17 protein-coding genes are annotated in these 22457 nt (G+C 36.8%); 14 read left to right on the top strand and 3 right to left on the bottom strand.

What is annotated here, in order from left to right; genetic code table 11:
- The first annotated feature begins 65 nt into the window (after positions 1–65).
- From parE to A5844_RS01655, 6 genes are all read left to right on the top strand, one after another.
- Positions 66–2111, top strand: coding sequence for a DNA topoisomerase IV subunit B (gene parE / locus A5844_RS01680; protein WP_086283340.1), 2046 nt, complete (start codon positions 66–68; stop codon positions 2109–2111).
- An 11-nt stretch (positions 2112–2122) separates the two neighbouring features.
- Positions 2123–4573 (top strand): DNA topoisomerase IV subunit A, encoded by a 2451-nt coding sequence (gene parC / locus A5844_RS01675; RefSeq protein ID WP_086283338.1) that lies wholly within the window; start codon positions 2123–2125, stop codon positions 4571–4573.
- A gap of 506 nt (positions 4574–5079) precedes the next feature.
- The gene (gene pflB / locus A5844_RS01670; RefSeq protein ID WP_086283336.1) at positions 5080–7311 is read left to right on the top strand and encodes a formate C-acetyltransferase; all 2232 of its coding nucleotides are present in this window, start codon (positions 5080–5082) and stop codon (positions 7309–7311) included.
- 245 nt (positions 7312–7556) lie between these two features.
- A complete protein-coding gene (gene pflA / locus A5844_RS01665; protein ID WP_086283334.1) occupies positions 7557–8318 on the top strand; it encodes a pyruvate formate-lyase-activating protein in 762 nt (253 codons plus the stop codon).
- Positions 8319–8402: 84 nt separating this feature from the next.
- Positions 8403–9329 carry a manganese-dependent inorganic pyrophosphatase gene (locus A5844_RS01660; protein WP_086283332.1) on the top strand — a complete coding sequence of 309 codons (927 nt, stop codon included), beginning with the start codon at positions 8403–8405 and terminating at the stop codon, positions 9327–9329.
- A 92-nt stretch (positions 9330–9421) separates the two neighbouring features.
- Positions 9422–10288, top strand: a complete 867-nt coding sequence (locus tag A5844_RS01655) for a DUF1803 domain-containing protein (RefSeq protein WP_086283330.1) — start codon at positions 9422–9424, stop codon at positions 10286–10288.
- Positions 10289–10696: 408 nt separating this feature from the next.
- On the opposite strand, the gene A5844_RS01645 is transcribed toward A5844_RS01655, so the two are convergent.
- Positions 10697–11335, bottom strand: coding sequence for a hypothetical protein (locus tag A5844_RS01645; protein ID WP_086283326.1), 639 nt, complete (start codon positions 11333–11335; stop codon positions 10697–10699).
- A 284-nt stretch (positions 11336–11619) separates the two neighbouring features.
- Positions 11620–12165: a DUF2179 domain-containing protein gene (locus A5844_RS01640; protein WP_086283324.1), complete on the bottom strand. Its 546-nt coding sequence runs from the start codon at positions 12163–12165 to the stop codon at positions 11620–11622.
- A gap of 138 nt (positions 12166–12303) precedes the next feature.
- Between A5844_RS01640 and A5844_RS01635 the strand changes: the two genes are divergently transcribed.
- The 5 genes from A5844_RS01635 (at position 12304) to A5844_RS01615 (ending at position 16625) form a co-directional block, all read left to right on the top strand.
- Positions 12304–12690, top strand: coding sequence for a hypothetical protein (locus tag A5844_RS01635; RefSeq protein WP_086283322.1), 387 nt, complete (start codon positions 12304–12306; stop codon positions 12688–12690).
- A 4-nt stretch (positions 12691–12694) separates the two neighbouring features.
- A complete protein-coding gene (locus A5844_RS01630) occupies positions 12695–13456 on the top strand; it encodes an alpha/beta fold hydrolase (protein WP_086283320.1) in 762 nt (253 codons plus the stop codon).
- Positions 13457–13643: 187 nt separating this feature from the next.
- On the top strand, positions 13644–14597 hold the full coding sequence (locus A5844_RS01625) for a LacI family DNA-binding transcriptional regulator (protein WP_086283318.1): 954 nt from the start codon (positions 13644–13646) through the stop codon (positions 14595–14597).
- A gap of 80 nt (positions 14598–14677) precedes the next feature.
- Positions 14678–15373: a hypothetical protein gene (locus tag A5844_RS01620; protein ID WP_086283316.1), complete on the top strand. Its 696-nt coding sequence runs from the start codon at positions 14678–14680 to the stop codon at positions 15371–15373.
- A gap of 223 nt (positions 15374–15596) precedes the next feature.
- Positions 15597–16625 (top strand): zinc-binding alcohol dehydrogenase family protein, encoded by a 1029-nt coding sequence (locus A5844_RS01615; RefSeq protein WP_086283315.1) that lies wholly within the window; start codon positions 15597–15599, stop codon positions 16623–16625.
- 256 nt (positions 16626–16881) lie between these two features.
- On the opposite strand, the gene A5844_RS01610 is transcribed toward A5844_RS01615, so the two are convergent.
- Positions 16882–17553 (bottom strand): YitT family protein, encoded by a 672-nt coding sequence (locus tag A5844_RS01610; RefSeq protein WP_086283314.1) that lies wholly within the window; start codon positions 17551–17553, stop codon positions 16882–16884.
- A gap of 761 nt (positions 17554–18314) precedes the next feature.
- On the opposite strand from A5844_RS01610, the gene A5844_RS01600 reads away from it, so the two are divergent.
- From A5844_RS01600 to A5844_RS01590, 3 genes are read left to right on the top strand one after another with little or no spacing between them, the layout of a single operon-like run.
- Positions 18315–19844 (top strand): ABC transporter permease/substrate-binding protein, encoded by a 1530-nt coding sequence (locus A5844_RS01600; RefSeq protein WP_086283312.1) that lies wholly within the window; start codon positions 18315–18317, stop codon positions 19842–19844.
- Positions 19845–19849: 5 nt separating this feature from the next.
- Positions 19850–20797, top strand: coding sequence for an ABC transporter ATP-binding protein (locus A5844_RS01595; protein WP_086283311.1), 948 nt, complete (start codon positions 19850–19852; stop codon positions 20795–20797).
- A 6-nt stretch (positions 20798–20803) separates the two neighbouring features.
- A complete protein-coding gene (locus A5844_RS01590; protein ID WP_086283310.1) occupies positions 20804–22126 on the top strand; it encodes a dihydrolipoyl dehydrogenase family protein in 1323 nt (440 codons plus the stop codon).
- The last annotated feature ends 331 nt before the right edge of the window (positions 22127–22457 follow it).

The raw sequence follows: 22457 nt of genomic DNA, 5'->3' as shown, positions 1-22457 counted from the left end.
ACTTTTCTAGTATGATTAGCGTGGTGTGGCTTTAGCCGCAAAGTATTATTGAAGGAGCGTTTGCCTTGGCAAAAAAAGTAAAGAACGAATATAATGATGCATCTATCCAGGTTCTTGAAGGATTAGAGGCAGTTAGAAAACGACCAGGGATGTACATTGGATCAACAGATAGCCGAGGCTTACATCACTTAGTCTATGAGATCGTTGATAATGCAGTAGATGAAGCCTTGTCAGGCTATGGAAATAAAATAGATGTAACGATTCACGAAGATAATAGCGTGACAGTAGCCGATAGCGGTCGGGGCATGCCAGTTGGCATGCATGCTTCTGGTATTCCTACAGTTGAAGTCATTTTTACTGTTCTTCACGCAGGTGGTAAGTTTGGACAGGGAGGGTATAAAACTTCTGGTGGACTTCATGGTGTTGGCGCTAGTGTAGTAAATGCTTTATCCAAATGGTTGACTGTTACAATCGTACGTGATGGTATCGAATATCAGCAAAAATTCAAACAAGGTGGAAAACCAGACGGTACGTTGAAAAAAATTGGTAAAACAAAAAGACCAAATGGTACATCCGTACACTTTTTACCAGATGATCAAATTTTCTCAACCATAAAGTTTTCTTATGATACTTTGTCTGAACGATTGAGAGAGTCCGCTTTCCTTTTGAAAGGCGTCAAGATCACATTGACGGATCTAAGAGGCAAAGAAGCGGTTATGGAAGAGTTCCATTATGAAGAAGGGATCAAAGAATTTGTTGAATACTTGAATGAAGAAAAAGATACTTTGACACCTGTGGTTTACTTTTCGGGTGAAAAAGAAGGAATTGAAGTAGAAGTAGCTTATCAATACAATGACGGTTATTCAGAAAATGTCTTATCCTTTGTTAATAACGTTCGGACTAAAGATGGCGGAACGCATGAAGTCGGGATGAAGACGGCGATGACCAAAGCTTACAATGAATATGCCCGCAAAGTGGGCTTGTTGAAGGAACGGGATAAAAACTTAGAAGGTAGTGACTTCCGGGAAGGACTAGCGACCGTGTTGTCGATCCGTGTACCTGAGCATTTGCTTCAATTTGAAGGTCAGACAAAAGAAAAACTAGGAACACCGATTGCACGTAGTGTGGTAGATAGTGTCATAAGCGAACAAATGGGCTTCTTCTTGCAAGAAAATAGTGAGATGAGCCAAACGCTTGTCCGTAAAGCAATCAAGGCCCGAGAAGCGCGCGAAGCAGCACGTAAAGCGCGTGAAGAGAGCCGTAATGGCAAGAAACGGAAAAAAGGAGAATCCTTGTTGTCAGGGAAACTAACTCCAGCTCAATCAAGAAACCCTAAGAAAAATGAACTTTATCTTGTGGAAGGTGACTCTGCTGGTGGTTCGGCCAAACAAGGAAGAGATCGGAAATTCCAAGCGATCTTACCCCTTCGAGGAAAAGTCATCAATACAGAAAAAGCGAAAATGCAAGATATTTTGAAAAATGAAGAAATCAACACAATGATCTATACGATTGGTGCAGGTGTTGGTCCGGAATTTTCAATTGAGGACTGCAATTATGATAAGATCATCATCATGACCGATGCGGATACAGATGGTGCGCATATCCAAGTCTTGTTATTGACTTTCTTTTATCGTTATATGAAACCTTTGATCGAAGCAGGAAAAATCTATATTGCTTTACCGCCATTATATAAAGTCTCGAAAGGACAAGGGAAAAAGCAAGTGGTGGAGTATGCTTGGACAGATGATGAACTAGCCGCTACGATCCAAAAAATCGGCAAAGGATATATGTTGCAACGATATAAAGGGTTAGGTGAGATGAATGCGGAGCAATTATGGGAGACAACCATGGATCCAAGTTCTCGTACGTTGATTCGTGTTCGAATTGATGATGCTGCTCAAGCAGAGCGTCGTGTAACGACATTGATGGGGGATAAAGTCGAACCTCGTCGTAAATGGATCGAGAACCATGTTCAATTTAGCTTGGAAGAAGACGGAAGTATTTTGGATAAAAAAGAAGAAACGGATATGACATCTTCTGTTTCTAATGAGTTGTTTGATGAAGAACTTTTAGCAACAAAAGAAAATGAACAAATAGTTGATGGAGAATAGGAGGTCACCTCATGGAAGAACGGCAAGAAGTACAAGAGTTAACATTAGAAGAAGTAATGGGTGACCGCTTCGGACGTTATTCAAAATATATTATTCAAGAAAGAGCGTTGCCTGATATACGTGATGGCTTAAAGCCTGTTCAACGACGGATTTTATATGCCATGAATAAAGATGGAAACACATTCGACAAAGGTTTCCGCAAATCTGCAAAATCAGTCGGAAATATCATGGGGAATTATCATCCCCATGGTGACAGCAGTATTTATGAAGCGATGGTCCGTATGAGTCAAGATTGGAAATTGCGAGAAGTACTTATCGAGATGCATGGAAATAACGGGAGTATGGATGGAGATCCTCCAGCTGCGATGCGTTATACGGAAGCTCGTTTATCAAAATTAAGTGGTGAAATGTTAGCAGACATTGAAAAAGATACTGTTGATCTAGTCTGGAATTTCGATGATACTGAAAAAGAACCAACTGTGTTACCTGCACGCTATCCGAATTTATTAGTCAATGGTTCGACAGGAATTTCTGCAGGTTATGCAACAGAGATCCCAACACATAATCTAGCGGAAGTGATTGACGGAACGATCTATATGATTGATCATCCTCAGGCAAGCCTAGATAAGTTGATGGAATATATTCCTGGACCAGATTTTCCAACTGGTGGGATCTTGCAAGGAAAAGCGGAAATCAAAAAAGCCTATGAAACAGGCCGAGGTAAAGTCATTTTGCGCTCAAAAACATCAATTGAAGCGCTCAAAGGCAATAAGCAGCAAATCGTTATCACAGAAATCCCTTATGAAGTCAATAAAGCGACACTTGTCAAAAAAATGGATGAAATCCGTTTGAATAAAAAAGTGGATGGGATTGCTGAGGTACGAGATGAGAGTGACCGGACTGGTTTACAGATCGTGGTTGAGTTGAAAAAAGATGCGAATGCGCAAGGGATTTTAAATTACTTATATAAAAATACGGAATTACAAATCAATTATAATTTCAATATGGTAGCAATCGATCATATGACACCGCATCAAGTCGGTTTAAAAGATATCTTGAGCAGTTACATTGAACATCGAAAACAAGTCATCACGAAACGTAGCCAATTTGATTTGGCCAAAGCACAGAAAAGACAACACATCGTTGAAGGCTTGATCAAAGCTTTATCTATTTTAGATGAAGTGATTGCTGTGATTCGTGAAAGTAAAGATAAGAAAGATGCGAAACTTAATTTGGTGGCGATGTTCCAATTTACAGAAGAACAAGCAGAAGCAATCGTTACGCTGCAATTATATCGTTTAACGAATACGGATATTACCGAACTAAGACGAGAATCCGATGAACTAATTGCGCAAATTACTGAATTGAACAAGATTCTTTCAAATGACAAAGAACTTTTTTCTGTGATGAAAAAAGAATTGCGTGAAGTGAAGAAAAAATATGCCTCTTCTCGATTGACGAAGATCGAAGACGAAATCGAAGAAATAAAAATCGATACTCAAGTGCTTGTAGCGCAAGAGGACGTCATCGTCAGTGTGACCAGAGAAGGCTATGTGAAGCGAACGAGCTTACGCTCATATAGTGCTTCTAAGCCGGAAGAAATCGGCATGCGAGAAGGTGATTATCTTCTTTACTCAGGTGAATTGAATACGTTGGATCATTTGTTATTGATTACGAATAAGGCCAATGTCATCTATCGTCCGATTCATGAGTTGCCGGATCTGAAATGGAAAGATGCGGGTGAGCATATTTCACAGACGATCTTGAACCTTTCAGTAGATGAATCGATTTTAGCAGTCTTTCCTTATCAAAAAATAGATCCAGAAAAGACCTTCGTATTCATGAGTAAAAACGGTTTGATCAAACAAACGAGAATGACTGAATTTGAACCTTGGCGTACTTACAAGAGTCGTCCATTGAGTGGGATGAAACTAAAAAAAGCAGAGGATGAACTAGTAGCGGTTTATCTTGAAAAAGAACAACCGGACTTAGATGTTTTTCTAGTTTCGAATCAAGGAATGGGCCTGCGCTTCCCGTTGACTGATGTTCCGGTAGTCGGTTCAAAGGCTGCAGGCGTTAAATCAATGAATTTAAAAGAAAAAGATACGATCGTCAATGGTCTGTTAGTTCTTGCTGAAGGAGATACACCTATTGTAATCGTTACCCAACGTGGTGCAGTAAAACGGATGTTAGCTCAAGAAATCAGTCAAACCTCAAGAGCAAACCGAGGTGTAGCCGTTCTACGTGAGTTGAAGAAACAACCGCATCGAGTGATTTACATGTCAGAAGGGCGGACTAAAGAGATCACCTTGATGAATCAAAAAGGAGATCAACTAACGATCGATCCAACTGACTATCCGATTGGGGACCGTACAACGAACGGTTCATTCGTATTAGATGAAAAAAAAGGCGGAGAAATCCAAATGGTTATTGAATCGCCACAAATGGAACTAGACGAATAACTGTTATAGTATTTTTGTTTCAGGAGAGATCTGTATTATTACAGATCTCTCCTATTTTTTATCTGTTAAGATAAAATTAAAAGTTGAACAATCGAAAAAAATAAAGTATTCACAATAGATAAACGTTGATAAATAAGGTTTGATAACAAACATTATTTTAAGTTAGTCTAAATTGTTAAAATAAAAACAAGAAAACCCTTGCATTACGAGGGGCGTGTGTTATACCTGTCTCTTATACACATCTAGATTGTTTCAGGAGAGATCTGTATTATTACAGATCTCTCCTATTTTTTATCTGTTAAGATAAAATTAAAAGTTGAACAATCGAAAAAAATAAAGTATTCACAATAGATAAACGTTGATAAATAAGGTTTGATAACAAACATTATTTTAAGTTAGTCTAAATTGTTAAAATAAAAACAAGAAAACCCTTGCATTACGAGGGGCGTGTGTTATACTTATCACATAAAAACTGTTACATAAAACAGAAACGGGAGGTCCATACAATGGAACAATGGAATGGATTTAAAGGAACAAAATGGAAAGAAGGCGTGGATACACGTGATTTCATCCAAAATAACTACCGAGAATATCGTGGCGATGACAGCTTTTTGGAAAAGCCAACAGAAGCAACTGAAAATTTGTGGGAAAAACTACAAAAATTAAATGATATTCAATTCGATCGTAATGGTGTTTACGATATGGATACAGAAATTGTCTCAACGATTACTTCTCATGATGCAGGTTATTTAGATAAAGATTTAGAAAAAATCGTAGGACTTCAAACAGAAACGCCTTTGAAACAAGCATTTATGCCGTTTGGTGGAATCAATATGGCAAACAATGCATTAACAAGTAATGGATATACACCAAATGAAGAATTAACTCATATTTTCACAGACTGGCGCAAAACACATAATCAAGGAGTATTTGATGCCTATACAGCTGAAATGCGTGCAGCTCGTAAAAACAAAATCATCACAGGACTTCCTGATGCTTATGGTCGTGGACGTATCATTGGTGACTATCGTCGTATCGCATTGTATGGAATCGACTACTTGATGGCACAAAAGAAAAAAGATCATGATATGACTGGTTACCACACAATGAGTGAAGAAGTGATCCGTCTTCGTGAAGAAATTTCAGAACAATATCGTGCATTAGCACAAATGAAAGAAATGGCAGCAAAATATGGCTACGATATTTCGAAACCAGCAGCGAATGCGCAAGAAGCGGTACAATGGCTATACTTTGGTTATCTAGCAGCGATTAAATCACAAAATGGTGCGGCAATGTCAATTGGACGTATTTCAGCATTCTTAGACATCTACATCCAACGTGATTTAGACAATGGCGTAATCACTGAAAAAGAAGCACAAGAATTGATCGATCATTTAGTGATGAAGCTACGTATGGTGAAATTTGCACGTACACCTGAATACAATCAATTGTTCTCTGGATTCCCGATCTGGGCGACACTTTCTATTGCAGGAATGGGCTTAGATGGACGTTCATTAGTAACTAAGAATGATTTCCGTTTATTGCATACATTGACAAATATGGGTCCTTCACCAGAACCTAACTTGACTGTTCTATATTCAGAAAACTTACCAGAAGGGTTCAGAACATATGCAAGTAAAATTGCGATCGAAAGTTCATCGATCCAATTTGAAAATGACAATCTGCTTCGTGAACAATGGGGATCAGATGATTGTGCGATCGCTTGTTGTGTATCTGGAACAGTTGTCGGAAAAGATATGCAATTCTTTGGGGCTCGTGCGAACTTAGCGAAAGCACTACTATATGCAATCAATGGTGGTGTTGATGAAATGACAGGCGCTCAAGTAGGTCCTGAATATCGTCCAATCACTAGTGATACATTAGATTTTGAAGAAGTGAAACACAACTTCATGAACATGATGGACTGGTTAGCTGAACTTTACGTGAATACATTGAATATCATTCATTACATGCATGATAAATATTCATATGAAGCAGCTCAACTGGCAGTTATGGATACAGATTTGAAACGTACTTTTGCTACAGGGATCGCAGGGATCTCACATGCGGCAGATAGCCTGTCAGCTATCAAATATGCTCAAGTAAAACCAATCCGTAATGAAAAAGGAATCACTGTTGATTTTGAAGTAACAGGTGATTTCCCTAAATATGGTAATGATGATGATCGTGCAGATGAGATCGCAGAATGGGTATTGGAATACTTTATGGGACAAATCAAACGCCATAAAACATACCGCAATTCAACACCAACAACTTCATTATTGACGATTACGTCAAACGTTGTTTATGGTAAAAACACAGGGAATACACCTGATGGACGTGAAGCTGGAAAACCATTAGCACCAGGTGCGAACCCAAGTTACAACGCAGAACAAAATGGGTTACTTGCAAGTCTGAATTCAACAGCGAAATTCAATTATGCACATGCTCGTGATGGTATTTCAAATACTCAAACAATCAATCCTTCTGGGCTTGGTAAAGATGAAGAAACAAGAATCAACAATTTACGTAATGTATTGGATGGCTACTTCTCTAAAGGGGCTTACCATTTGAACGTCAACGTCTTCAGTAATGACTTGTTACGTGATGCAATGGAAAATCCAATGAAATATCCCAACTTGACCATTCGTGTTTCTGGATATGCGGTTAAATTCCGTGATTTGACAAGAGAACAACAATTAGACGTGTTGATGCGTACATCACACGATAGAATGTAAGACAAGCAACAAGTGAAATGGAAGAGGTAAGACAAAAGTTCCGCATCTCAAGAGCTTTTGTCTTCCTTTTTACTCATAGGAAAACTAAATTTTCAATGTTAGCTGTGATTCAATGCTATTTGCTTTAAATTTGAATAAGTGATGTCTCAAAAGAGGTCTTCGTTATCATAGCGAAGATCTCGTGGTACATCCTCATTTTGAAAGTCGATCATTCGTAATGAAATTAAAGAAAAGAAGTGATTATTTTGGAAGAAAAAACAATTGGCTACGTTCATTCCATTGAAACTTTTGGTTCTGTTGATGGACCAGGTGTCCGCTTTGTTGTATTTATGCAAGGTTGCCGTATGCGCTGTGAGTTTTGTCATAACCCGGATACTTGGAATATTGGTGGAGGAAAAGAGTACACTGCAGATCAAATTTTAGATCAAGCTGAACGATTCCGCTCTTATTGGGGAGCTCAAGGGGGACTTACAGTTAGTGGTGGTGAACCGTTGTTACAGATCGATTTTCTGATTGAATTATTCCAAAAAGCAAAAGCACGGGGAATTCACACAACTCTGGATACATGTGGTAAGCCATTTACGCGCGAAGAACCTTTCTTTTCTCGTTTTCAAGAGTTGATGAAATATACAGATCTACTTTTATTTGATATCAAACATATCGATAATGAAGCACATAAAAAATTGACTCGTTGGGGCAATGAGAATATTTTAGAGATGGCTCAATATCTTTCTGAAATCAAAAAACCTGTCTGGATCAGACATGTTCTAGTTCCTGAGCGTAGTGACTATGATGAATATCTGATACGCTTGGATTCATTCATTAAAACTCTTGATAATGTGGATAAGGTAGAGATTCTTCCTTATCATACAATGGGTAAATACAAGTGGGAAACACTTGGCTTGGCCTATCCACTTGAAGGAATCAACCCACCAACGAAAGAAAGAGTGGAGAATGCGAAGCAGCTTCTCCATACGGAAGATTATAAAGGGTATTTGACTCGATAGACGAAAACGGGAGGAAGATAAGTATTGCTTCTTTCCGTTTTTTTGCTATTATTAAATAGGAGAAAACACAAAGGAGCGAGTTATATGTCAAAAATTTTAGTTTTTGGTCATCAAAATCCCGATACGGATGCAATCGGAGCAGCTATTGCTTTTTCATATTTACAAAACCAATTAGGTAAAACAACGGAAGCTGTTGCATTAGGTACACCAAATGAAGAAACACAATATGCATTGGATCATTTTGGCTTACCTGCACCACGTGTCATTACAGCAATCAAAGAAGAACAAGCAGATGTCATGCTTGTCGATCATAATGAATTTCAACAAAGTGTAGCAGATATTGCTGAAGCAATGATTTTAGCAGTAGTGGATCATCACCGTATTGCTAATTTTGAAACAGCAAATCCACTTTATTATCGTGCAGAACCAGTTGGTTGTACTAGCACGATTGTATTAAAAATATTCAAAGAAAACCAAGTAGAGATCCCACAAGCAATTGCAGGTATTATGCTTTCAGCGATTATTTCTGATACATTATTGTTCAAATCACCAACTTGTACAGCAGAAGATGAAGCTGCCGCAAAAGAATTGGCGGAAATCGCTGGAGTAGATTTAGAAGGTTATGGACTAGAAATGTTGAAAGCTGGAACAAATCTAAGTGATAAAACTGCAGCGGTATTACTTGATTTAGATGCTAAAAGTTTCCCGATGGGGGGAGCTAACGTACGAATTGCTCAAGTAAATACAGTGGACCTTAATGAAGTATTGGGCCGTCAAGAGGAATTAGAAACAGCGATGCAGGCTGAAATGACTGAAAACGGATATGATCTTTTTGTACTAGTCGTAACAGACATTCTAAATAGTAATTCTGAATTATTGATTGCGGGCGAACAAACAGAAGCAGTAGAAAAAGCATTTCAAGTAAAATTAGACAATAACCGTGCCTTCTTAGAAGGAGTTGTGTCTCGTAAGAAACAAGTGGTTCCTCAATTGACGGAAGCATTTAACTAAGCATAGCATAAAAAATTAGCTGAAGAAGTGGGAGAAGGAGCCTTTGGCTGGTTCTCCCGCTTTTTTCTTGCAACAATGAAAAGGGGTATTGGATGGATTATTTTTATTCAAAAAAATATTTAGATGAAGGATTACTTGCTCATCCACTATTTGAACCAATGATCGACTATTTGGTCAAGAATCGATCACAAGAAATCATTTTGAGAGAATTAAAAAAAGAGTTTCCACAAAAAAAATTCGAACACTTTCTTGATCAGATGATCGAAGCCGGTTTGATTATGCGGAAAAATCGCCGTTATCATCTCTCTTTTCCCGTTTTTGAAGAAGGAGAGTGTCAAGAAGACATTGAACGGTTAAAAGAGCAGATGATCCAAGAGCTGTCTGATTATACTCAAGAAGAACGAAAGCTCGCATTGTCAGAGACAATCTGGTCCAATTGCTTTGAAGAAGAAACAGATTATTTTTACGCCACGGCTTTCCCTGTTGAGACCATCAAAAAAGTTACAGCAGGGAATGAAGATTATCAATTTGTCACACTACAATTGGGAAATACCGAGCAAGTTTCTTTGCCAAATTATTTTGATTTGCAAAAGAAACAATCGATGATGCCCGAAGCGTTTTCACCTATTGTCCAATTGATCGGTGATGTGAATGAAGAGTATTTTTTTGATCAGGTGGAAGTGATTCTTGAGCGAATTCTTAAACATAAGTTTAAGGAAAGACGTAGAAATGTTTTTTTAGATGTCTTACTATCTACAAATGTCATCAAAAAAGAGAACGAATACCAACTTGTATTACCTGTGATGGATGCACAAGCCCATTCGGACATCTTCTTTGATAGATTGGATCATCTAGCTCCTTCCGAACGCGTATATGTCAAAGAACAGGCGTTTAGGAGTGTAATGAAGTATTTTGACATTCGCAACTATAATTATATTAAAATGATTCACAATTGTTAGGCAAAATATTTGTGAGGAGAGCAACAAATATTTTTGAAGTAACTAAAAATGGTCAATTTTTTTCGTTTCATTTTATCGTATTCGTCTAGTTGTTCATAGTTATCTTCATAAAGATGTGAACAAAAGGACTAATAGTAGATAATCATTAAAGTTTCATTTAAAGTGATAAAAATTAGATAAGGACTAATCCATGGATTAGAAGAAAAAATCGTTTCTGGAATATATTTTCCCATATCTAATGGTACAGTGGTTTGATTCACGGTATAGATTTTTAAACATAAAAGCACGCTTTTTTGGTTGAGTTTCGTCACTTTAACTGATAGAGTCGTTTTTTGCATATCCTAAAAAAGCGAGGCTATAATCAGTTTTCTTCTGATTATGGCTTCGCCTCTTTTTAAGGGTGATTGATCACATGTTATCTTGTTGTTTGTGAATAGTAATTGGTTTTCTTAGGTGCCACATCATATAACCAAGACTGGCTATAAATAGCAAATCTAAAATATTGCTAGTGATTTGGATATTGGAAGAATCAATGGATGTAGCTAAAGCCAAAATAAAAAAAGAACAAATACTATAACAAAAACAAAAAAGTGTAATCATTTGTAGTAATGCCGGCATTTTTAATTGTTTGAAAATCAGTGAAAACATAAAGAAAGTAAAGATAGTCAAAATGACAACTAAACCGTTGACGATGAAAAAGAAAAGTGAGTCTTGATCAAAGAAATACAAGATATCGGTTAATAGTGTCAATGATTTCAAAGCAATAAAAATTCCAATTGCTTCGTTAAATCTTGTTATTTTTTTCTGTTTAAAAAAAGCGCCGAAGCAAAGAGAGAAGATGAAACCGCAGATGGCGGATAAGATTAGTAAGGTAGGATTATCAGATCCTTGATTGAGTTCTGAATGGTCTAACAATAACCATCCAAACGAATTACATGGGACACTTGACGTTTTAAAGTAAGTGTAAAAGAAAAAAAGTAAAGCATTTAATGCGGCAAAAACAGCACCCCAGTGTAAAAAGGTTGTAGTTCTTTGATGTGTTTCCATAACTGCTCCTATTGTATTAATAATATATTTTATCATAACAAAATGATGAGGGAATGTCGAACGATTTTAATAAAATCAAATAAAATAATTGAAGAAAACCTGTATGTACAGATCAAAAAAGAAGTTAACGCACCTAAAATTGGTTTATTTCTAATTTTTAGAAAGGTTAGCTTCTTTTTAGTCATTCTTCTTATTCACCTTAACTTAGATGAAATATATGCTTGTTACTCCTCTTTACAATACCAATGATCTGATGTTGTAGTTGTCTGATCGTTCCTTCTAGATTAGTGATTATTTCTGCGTTTACGTACTTTTTTTGTCCAAAATCCACCAGAGATGTATTTGGGTTCATAAGAAATAATAAATGCACGTTCTTCAATTTCTTTAATTAATTGATACAATTCTCGTTCGTTTTTACGAGGAGAAAGTACCTCAAGGACTAATCGCTCCCCTTCAAGACCCATTGCAGAAGTTTGTGTGACACCAAAGCCATTTTGTCTTAAAATAATTGGTAAATTTTTATCCTCTGAAGTATTGGCAGGTAAGATGGTCGTTACCATGATATATCCTAGTGCCAATTTGTCCTCAATCGCAATGCCAACACTAATCCCGACGGCATAACCTAAAGCATAGACAAATAAGTTTATCGGGTTATCTAAACGATCTAAAACAAGTGACAGTCCTACGATATATATCGTAATCTCAACCATGCTAACCAATGGAGCAATATAACGATAACCTTTCATCGTCAGCATAAAACGCAAAGTATTAAGGGTGATGTAAGCGAAATTGATGAAAAAAATCATCAACAACATTTTAGGATCAAACATGTATCAACTCTCCAATCTAGTAATATTAACTTAATCCTATCATAAAAAATGGAAAATAATTAAATTATGAGCGTATTTCTCTGTAAAAAAATGATAAAATGATTATAATAGAATTATAAAGAGGGCAAGGTGAGCGTGATGAAGACAATTAATCGGGTTGTTTGTACCAGTCATGTCTTAAGTATTTGTTTTAGCATGTATTTAGGTAACTATTCAATCCAACAACCAATAGAAGCGAATAATTGGTTTTTTCCAATCTCTCTTACCGATGGAGTAATATTAAGTATTTTTTTATTTTTGATGATCTTTATCGGTAATATTTTCGGAAGTGTGGCTAGTTATTTTAATTTTTCCGCTTATCCATTACTTTCTATGGGATTAGGGATTGCAGGTATTTGCGGTCTAATGTTTTTTGCAAAATCAATGACTTTTTTTAGTGTTGTATTTGGTATACTTAGTTTATTTCAACTTATCATTGGTTTATCACTGGTGGTAAGGTCAGCAAATTTAATGAAAATCAGGTGAGTCAGTGAATCCGATTATATTGAAGCGAAGAATTAAAACGATCCCTGTTCTAGAAGTAGTCTTAAGAGAGCTAAGAGATGTAAAGATTCCTGTCGTCATCTATTATCATGGGTGGCAGACCAGTAAAGAATTAGTACTGACCCAAGGAAGAAAAATTGCTAAACAGGGCATCCGTGTCTTGATTCCAGATGCAATGAATCATGGAGAAAGAAAACAACCAGTATCTTCTATTCCATCTTTTACTTTTTGGAGTAGTATTTATAGTAATCTTTTTGAATTTGATACTTTATTGGATCATCTTAGAAAGAGAGAACTACTTTCAGATAAGATAGCAGTAGGTGGTGTTTCCATGGGTGGTATGACGACTTGTGGACTGCTGACAAAACATCCCGAGATCATCGGCGGGATTTGTTTAATGGGATCACCTGCACTGCTTGAATATGGAAAAGAAATCCAAAAGCGAGCAAGTGATTTTCAGTATCGATTACCACAGGATTATTTTGATTTGATTTCATGGGTAAACAAATACGATCTGTCTTTGCAACCAGAAAAATTAGCTGGGAGAGATCTCTTTTTCTGGCATGGAAAGAAAGATGAAAAGATTCCCTATCATCAGGTAGCAGATTTTGTGACAAACAATCAATCTCAATCTTACGGAAAAAAGATCGTTTTTCGTTCGTCAGAAGAGCAAAGACATATGGTAGAAGTTCCAGTGATGGAAGAGGCTGCTGATTTTCTAGGAAAGATGTTACAAACGAATAAATAAGCAATCATTTAGGTCTGTTAAATAGATAAGAACAGTTTTATAAAAGATAGAGTAACAATTATCTTTTATAAAACTGTTCTTTTTTACATAAATGATTTTCCTTTCATCATTTATGTAAAAGATATTTGTTATAATAGAAAGTAATGAAAAAAAAAGAGCTCTGGATGTTTTTTGAAAGGGGATTTTTATGACAACGTTAGCGGATGTTGCCAAGCGGGCCAATGTTTCTAAAATGACCGTCTCTCGGGTGATCAATCACCCGGAACAAGTAACGGATGAATTAAAGGAGCTTGTCTTTTCTGCCATGGCTGAGTTAGATTACCGACCAAATATCGCTGCCAAAGCGCTTGTATCGAATCGCTCTCAGATCATTAAGCTTTTCATACTTGAAGAAATCGATACAACTGAACCTTATTATATGAATCTATTAATGGGGATTGCCAAGCGAATTGGTAAAGAACATTATTCTTTACAACTTGTTACGAACGATGCATTCGATGTCGGCTCCTGTGATGGGTATATCATCACGGGGGTACGTGAAAAAGATTTTGATTGGATCGATCGATTAGAAAAACCGGTCGTTCTCTTTGGTGAGAATCGTTTTGGGTATGATTATGTCGATAGTGATAATGAATATGGAACGGCAAAAGCTTCACAATATGCTTTAGAGTGCGGCTATAAATCAATTGTCTATATTGGTATTGATGAAGAAGAGCCCTTTGAGTTATCGAGAGAAAAAGGTTACCTTAGTGTGATGGAAGAAGCAGCGCAACCTCCGAAGATGCTTCGCTTTTCCAATCATTCGACTATGCCGGAAACCTATTTGATGGAGCATTGGGAAGAGTTTTCTGATCGTACATGCTTTATTTGTAGTTCAGATCGTTTAGCGCTTGGAGTCGTTCGGGGAATTCTCAATGCAGGGGGAGAAGTTCCCAAACAGTATGGTGTAATAGGGTTTGATGGGGTATTTTTAGATCAAATCAGTTCACCCAAATTAACCACTGTAAAACAAGATATTATTCGAATGGGGGAAGTCTGCGGAGAGATGTTGCTGAAGAAAATTTCAGAAAAAGGAGAAAGTCAAGGCTATCGACGATTTTTTCCAGAACTGATTATTCGAGAAACAACGATCGAACAATAAAATGACAAACCCTATGCTATTGAAATTCAATGAATTATGCTATTATGGAAGAAACTCCCATATTGAGAAGGATGATTTACATGACAGAAATCACACGAAAACATTTTCGTTTTCCCGCCTATGATGATCATTTAGGTGTAAAATTAAAAAATGAGAATAAACGAGTCTTGTTTGATGGACAGGATGATCTGCTTAATGATACGAAAGAACAGGCTTTATTTGAAGAAATCCAAGGATTTCATTTTGATGATTATTCCAAAAACATGGACCAGTCAAATGCCACTATAAATGCCAGACACTCTTCTGCGCAACAAGAAAATTTAGCTAAACATAAGGAAAAGTTACCCGATTATCGAAGTGGGAAAAGTCAACAGCCTAAGCGTTCAGGTCAATCTTCCTTGTTTGGTAATGGCCAACGTGTTAATCCAGCAAACAAAAGAGAAACAAAGAGTAGTCAAGGGTTATTGAATACGAATGGGAGAGAAAGATCCTATTTTGTTCCAAAGTATGTGCCGGCTTCGATTATTCCCGATACAAAAAAAAAGAAGATTTCTGAAGAAGAGTTGTTGACGGCTCTTAAAAAAGAGAAGAATGCGTATTTGTTGTTTGATACGGGGGATACCCCTTATCAAGGGAAACAAGAAGAAGCGAATCAAGAAAAATCACGAACAAATAAGGAAGTAAATCATAAAAATCGTGGCGTACTTGATCGTTCTTTAAAAGGATTGATCGAGGATCAAGGAAATACTTTGAATGAAAATGGTTATTTTAGATAGGCTGTTTTAAAATTAAAGATACAATTAAGAGGGCGTGGAACAAAAAGTATGATTTACTCTTGTTTCACGCTCTAAACACGTATAAACGGCGGAATCAGAAGCACCCCCTTCGATAATAAGCTGAAACCTACAAAAATGTGAAAAGCAATTTTCGTGAATTCCTTCTTATTTCTCGGAGTTAACCACTTCTGTCCCAGCCTCTTTTTGGAAAGAAGGTTTTGGCATGGCATCACTTATGAAAAAAATTGGTTTTTATAAAGAGACAAAACATCAACATCTAATTGAGACACTTGTTCCAGTTCCTAAACCCGAAGGAAATGATCTTTTAGTTGAAGTATCAGCAGTTTCTATTAACCCAGTGGATGTCAAAATAAGGCAGACGAAACAAAGTGAGAAATTGACTGTTTTAGGCTTCGATAGTGTGGGATATGTAGTAGATAAAGGCCACACTGTCACTAATTTCCAAGTAGGAGATCGTGTCTATTATGCTGGTACGACACAACGAGATGGAAGTCACCAACAATATCAATTGGTGGATGCACGAGTTGTTGCAAAAGCACCAACGAATATAACCAATGAAGAAGCGGCTGCTTTACCACTAACTTCACTGACTGCTTACGAATTACTATTTGAGAAGTTTTGCCTTATCCCAGAAAAAAATGCGAATAAAGGTAAGGAAATCTTAGTGATTAATGGTGGAGGAGGAGTAGGATCTATCTTGACTCAGTTAGCCGCATGGAGCGGATTGAAAGTTGCTGCAACTGCTAGTCCCAAAAATTTTTGGTGGTTGAAGAAAAACGGTGTAGACGTTCCTGTCGATTACCATCAACCCCTTAAGCCACAACTCGAAAAGATGCGTATGGAACAAATCGCCTATATTGCTGTATTATACGATGTTGCGCCTTATTTGGAGGAAATCAAGGAAATCGTTCAACCGCTAGGACATATAGGCATGATCGTTCATACAGAACAACCAATTCCATTAAGTGAGTTTAAAAATCGATCGATCAGTTTTGATTGGGAGTATATGTTCACGAAAACAGATGCGGGGGTTCACGAGGAATCTCAAGGAGCTATTTTAAGATTCATTGCTGATTTGATTGAGAAAAAGCAACTTCATAGTCATCTTACTAAAGTTTATTCAGAAGGGATCACTGCTGCCAGTTTAGAAAGAGCAATGATGGAAGTTGGTAGTGGAAAAGGTTTAGGAAAACTAGTTGTTTCCGGTGGGGTCAGTAGGGACAATACTTAGCTTTGTACAGGAAAAGGCGACAATCATCTTTTGATCAAAGCTAATAAGATGGAAAAACAAAATGGACACCTATTTTACGATTTTTTCTAGTGAGAGTGTAGTACTTTAGAATTACAATAATTAGTTTTAGAAAATATCACAAGCTCAAAAATAAAAGCAGACGATGTCTTTTTCTTTTCAACTTTGAAGAGAATCAGGCATCGTCTTTCTTTGATTAAGAATGAAGTATATCTTAATCAAAGAAAGCAGTGTAAACTTAGAATTGTTCAAATTGTTCCAGTGACTCCATTTGTTCCATTTCATTGCCAGATGGCATAGAAGTGAATTTTCTCACTGTAGAGATAAATCGCATCTCTTTTACTTTGTTTAAAGTGAAGGATAAAATGGAACAGCTTAGTAAAGTATATGCGAAATGTATAAAGTCAAGATATAATAAAGAGACGACTAAAATACCAAAGGTAATGAAAAATAAGCTTTTACCAATATTGATATTGAAATATTTTTCAATCGCTTGGTAAATGATATCGGTACCTCCAGTGCTTCCACCAAAGCGGAAAACGAGACCACAACCAATACCTGAAAGGATTCCCGTCATTAGACTATTGAGCAGAAGATTTTGAACAGCAAAATGTATTTGAAGATTTTCCCACAGATTTAAAAAGAAAACTAACGAAAATGTTCCTACAATTGTTCGTATAAATGCATGTTTTCCAAAAATAAATAATGAGATAATCAATAAAGGCAAATTAATAATCAGTGAAGTGATGGATGGTGCAAAGTTAAATAAATGATTTAATAAAAGAGCAATACCTGTTACACCGCCATCTGCTAATTTTGCATGGATATTGATTCCAGTTACCGCCAATCCATAAATACCAGCACCTAGAATGATTCCACATAAATCCAGTAAAAATTTTATCTGTTTCATTTCTAACCTCTTTTCTTTTGAAAATTTTCAGCAACTTCTTTATTATACTGAATGTATCCAGTTGTTCAATAGGAAAAACTAATTTTTTTCATTCCTTGAAAAAGGGAATGGGACAAGCTCCACATGGAGGAGGATGAAAGATATTGGCCGCTAAAAGTACACCTTTTGCATGAAAGTATGAAGATAAAGAAATTTAGATTGTTTGATGAATACGAGATGATTCACAAACGGATGAATATAACTCTCCCTGGGCCTTATTTTTTAGAACCATTTGGTAGGCAAAATAAAGATCGATATATAACTACCGTTATTTTATATTTGTTTTAACAGTTATGATGTTAAAACAACCGATTTTTACTTTTTTAACGCAAATGATAAAAGATAAAGTATAATAATTTTTGAACAAGCCAGTCAACAAAGTATCTCCCCCACGAGATTTAACTGTTGCTGGCTGTTTTTTTGTCCTTTTTTACGCTTTAGCTTTATCAGTTCATTTCAGCGTTTGTTTCCTACCTTATTTTGCGAAACCCGACAGGAAACTTTTTCACTTCACAGGAGGGTTTCGAAAAGCAATTTTTTTGTAAACATCCTCTTCATCCCACATACCATAAAAGTATGATTACTGTTTAGAAGATAGGCGTTACTTATGGGTGAATCCTAAGAGAGTAACTCTTGTTTTCTGAACAGTTTTTTTAGGGCAACTTAATTGGTGTTTTGAACACCAATGTTTATACTTAAATAAGAACGGAAAGGAAGGTATTATGAATACATTTGTCCAGACACTGATTGAAAGAAAAGAAGAATTATTTGCTGCCACATTCCAGCATTTATCTATTTCGTTAATTGCTTTATTGGTGGCAGCGCTGATCGCTATTCCTTTAGCAATATGGAGTGTCAATCATAAACGATTGGCAGAGATATTGCTACAAGTGACTAGCGTGCTTCAAACAATTCCCTCATTAGCTTTATTAGGCTTATTGATTCCTTTTGTAGGGATCGGTACATTGCCAGCTTTGATAGCATTAATTCTTTATGCATTATTACCTATTTTTCAAAGTACGTATATTGGGTTGACTGAGATTGACCCTTCGATTGAAGAAGCCGCTGTTGCATTTGGTATGTCACGATTCAGAAGGTTGATCAAAGTAGAATTACCAATTGCTTTACCAGTGATTATCTCTGGCATACGTACCGCTTTAGTATTGATCATTGGAACTGCTACATTGGCCGCATTGATTGGTGCTGGTGGATTAGGTACGTTTATTTTACTGGGGATCGATCGAAATACACCGGTGCTGACTTTGATTGGTGCCATCAGTTCGGCTTTACTAGCCATCATTTTCAGTAGTTTGATCCGCATTTTACAACATCTAAAACCAAGATATGCTGTGATCACATTGGGATTGCTTTTGACAGTGATTGCTGGCACATCCTTTTATCAGACAGGGCTATTGACCCAAGAAAAAGTTACAATCGCTGGGAAATTAGGAGCGGAACCGGATATATTGATCCAAATGTATAAAGAGTTGATTGAGGAAAACAGCGAGGTTGAAGTAGAGTTGAAACCAAACTTTGGTAAAACAAGTTTTCTTTTTAGCGCTTTAGAAAATGACCAAATTGATATTTATCCAGAATTTACAGGTACAGTTTTAGAAAGTTTAGTAAAAGTACCAGATACATTAAAAAAGCAGAAGTTGACAAAGGAAGAAACGTATAAAGAAGCAAATCGTCTCTTGAATGACCAGTTTGAAATGACCCTTTTACCACCAATGGCCTACCAAAATACGTATGCATTGGCACTCAAAAATGATTTTGCAAAAGAAAACCAGCTTACCACAATTTCAGATCTAGCCAAAATAGAAAATCAGATCAAAGCAGGATTTACTTTGGAATTTATTGATCGTTCAGATGGTTATAAAGGAATCCAAGAACTATATCAACTGGATTTCCCTAGCGTGCAAAGTATGGAGCCTAGTTTACGTTATCAGGCAATAACTAATGGAGATGTCAATCTAGTAGATGCATACTCTACAGACAGTGAGTTAAAACAATATGATCTTGTGACCCTTGAAGATGATCAAGGTCTGTTTCCTGCTTATCAAGGGGCTCCATTGATGAAACAAAAATTTGCAAAAGAGCATCCTGAAATTGTGAAATCTTTAGAAAAATTGAGCAATAAGATTACAGAAGAACAGATGCGTACAATGAATTATCAAGTAAACGTAGAAAAGAAACAACCAGCAGAAGTTGCACATGAATTCTTGCTAAATGAAGGATTAATTAAGGAGTGAAACCATTGACAGAATTGATCAAGTTTAATCATGTCCAGAAAAGTTATGGAGATAAATATGCCATCAAGCAGTTAGATCTTTCCATTGAACAAGGGGAGATCTTTGTATTAGTCGGTCCATCGGGTAGCGGGAAAACCACTTCTCTAAAAATGATCAATGGTCTTTCAAGTCCAAGCGAGGGTGAAGTCTACTTCAAAGGGAAATCATTGAAAAACTACAATCTGCAAAAAATGAGATGGCAAATGGGTTATGTATTGCAACAAATCGCTTTATTTCCCACTATGACAGTAAAGCAAAACATAGAAATTATTCCCGAAATGCTAGGTTGGGACAAACAAAAACGTTCAAAAGTAGCAGATGAACTCTTGCAAAAAGTAGGATTAGATCCGGAAAGCTATCGTAATCGCATGCCGCTTGAGCTTTCCGGAGGAGAACAGCAACGTGTTGGTATTATCCGTGCCCTTGCAGCAAATCCTGAAGTGATCTTGATGGATGAGCCTTTCAGTGCACTTGATCCACTCTCACGAGCCTCTTTACAAGAATTAGTTCTTTCACTTCACGATGAGTTAGGGACAACTATCGTCTTTGTCACGCATAATATGGAAGAAGCCATCAAATTAGGTGACCGAATTGCCGTCATGAAAGAAGGCAAACTAATCCAATGTGATACTCCGGAACAATTATTGCTAAACCCGAAAAATGAATTTGTCCGTAGTTTTTTTGATGAATCAGTCCAGCATAAAGAAACAAAAATCGAGGAGTTGATTTTGAATGGCTGTTTCTCTGAAGATATAGCTGGAGCGCAAGTTCGTGTTTCGTTATATACTTCTTTGAAAGAGCTATATGCTTTATTAAAAAAAGAAGAAGCAGTAGTTGTCGTCGATAAAGAAACGGCTGTAGGGAAAATTTCTCGAGGAGATGTTTTTGCGTTTTTAAGTAGAAAGGAAGCGTAAAAGTATATGAAAGAATACGATGTAATCATTATCGGATCAGGAGTGGCTGGTCTCAGTGCCGCCTACCCACTTCGCCAAGCGGGGAAATCCGTATTAATCGTTGAAGAAGATCTGTGGGGTGGGACATGTCCTAATCGTGGATGTGACCCTAAGAAAATCTTATTGAGTGGGGTGGAAGCACAAAGGAAAGTAAGCCAGCTCATCGGTAAAGGTTTCAATAGTGTACCATCTATTGAGTGGGAAAAATTACAAGCATTCAAACGGACCTTTACTGATCCAGTGTCAGAAAACAGACAACAAGCTTTAGCGCAAGCGGGGATTGATTATAAAACGGGAACTGCACAATTCCTGAATGAAAATGAAATTGAACTGAACGGCCAGCTTTTTAAAGCGGAGAAGTTTGTGATTGCAACTGGTCAACGGCCGTCGATATTACAAATTGAAGGGAAAGAATATCTGAAAACTAGTGCAGATTTTCTTTCATTAGATCACCTACCAGAAAAAATCATCTTTATCGGAGGAGGCTACGTTGCGTTTGAGCTTGCTACCATTGCTCATGCTGCTGGAAGTCAAGTAACGATTATTCATCATAATACACATCCATTAAAAGAGTTCAATGAACCTCTAGTTCAGGAGTTAGTAAAGCAGATGGAAGAATTCGGGATTATGTTCGAGTGGAATATTGAAACGAAAAAGATCCAACCAAAGGGAACTCAGTTTCAGCTAATAACCGAAGATAGAGAATACCAAGCCGATGCAATCATCTGCTCAACGGGAAGACAGCCCAATATAGCATCCTTAAACCTTGATAAGGCAAATGTAGCAACAGAAAAAAGTGGGATTAGGGTTAGTTCGACGATGCAAACGAGTAATCCAGCCATTTATGCCTGTGGAGATGTAGTGGCAAAAAAACAGCCTAAATTAACGCCAGTTGCCACTTTTGAAGGAACATATGTGGCGAATCACATCCTTCAACCAACAATAAATAAAATAACCTACCCCTTAATACCAACGATTGTTTATGCTAGTCCAAAACTAGCCAAAGTTGGCATAACTAAGGAAAAGGATGAGGGGAGTTATCGGACGGAATCAATTGACCTTACTAACTGGTTTACGTATCATCGGCGGAATGATCCAATGGCTAAAGCAGAGTTACTATTTGATCAAGAAAACTATTTAGTTGGAGCGACAGTTCTGAGTGAATCGGCTGACGAACTAATTAACGATTTGATGTTAATGATCAATCAGCAGTTAAGAGCAAAAGATTTAAATCAGTTTATTTTTGGGTACCCGACCATGATGAGCGATATACCTTATTTAATGAAATAAAAAAATGAGATTTTTTGTTACTAATTTCTATGATTTATATACAGTGTGAGTATAAGGTGAGCGTGGAACAAAAGTATTATTTTACTCTTGTTTCACGCTCTAAATATGTATAAACGGCGGAATCAGAAGCAACTACTTCGATAATAAGCTGGAATTCACAAAAATTTGAAAAGCAATTTTCGTGAATTCCTTCTTATTTCTCGGAGTTAACCACTTCTGTTCCAGCCTCTTTTTTCGTTAAATGAGATTTTTTTTATAAAAAGCAGGCTATCTCTCTTTTTATTTTGAATATTCTTATTTAATTCTAATATTTGTATAGACATTAGTACAT

Source organism: Candidatus Enterococcus wittei (assembly GCF_002140175.1).
Taxonomy (GTDB): Bacteria; Bacillota; Bacilli; order Lactobacillales; family Enterococcaceae; genus Enterococcus_B; species Enterococcus_B wittei.
Note: the sequence above shows the minus strand (reverse complement) of the source record. Positions and strands in the feature narration are given on the sequence as shown.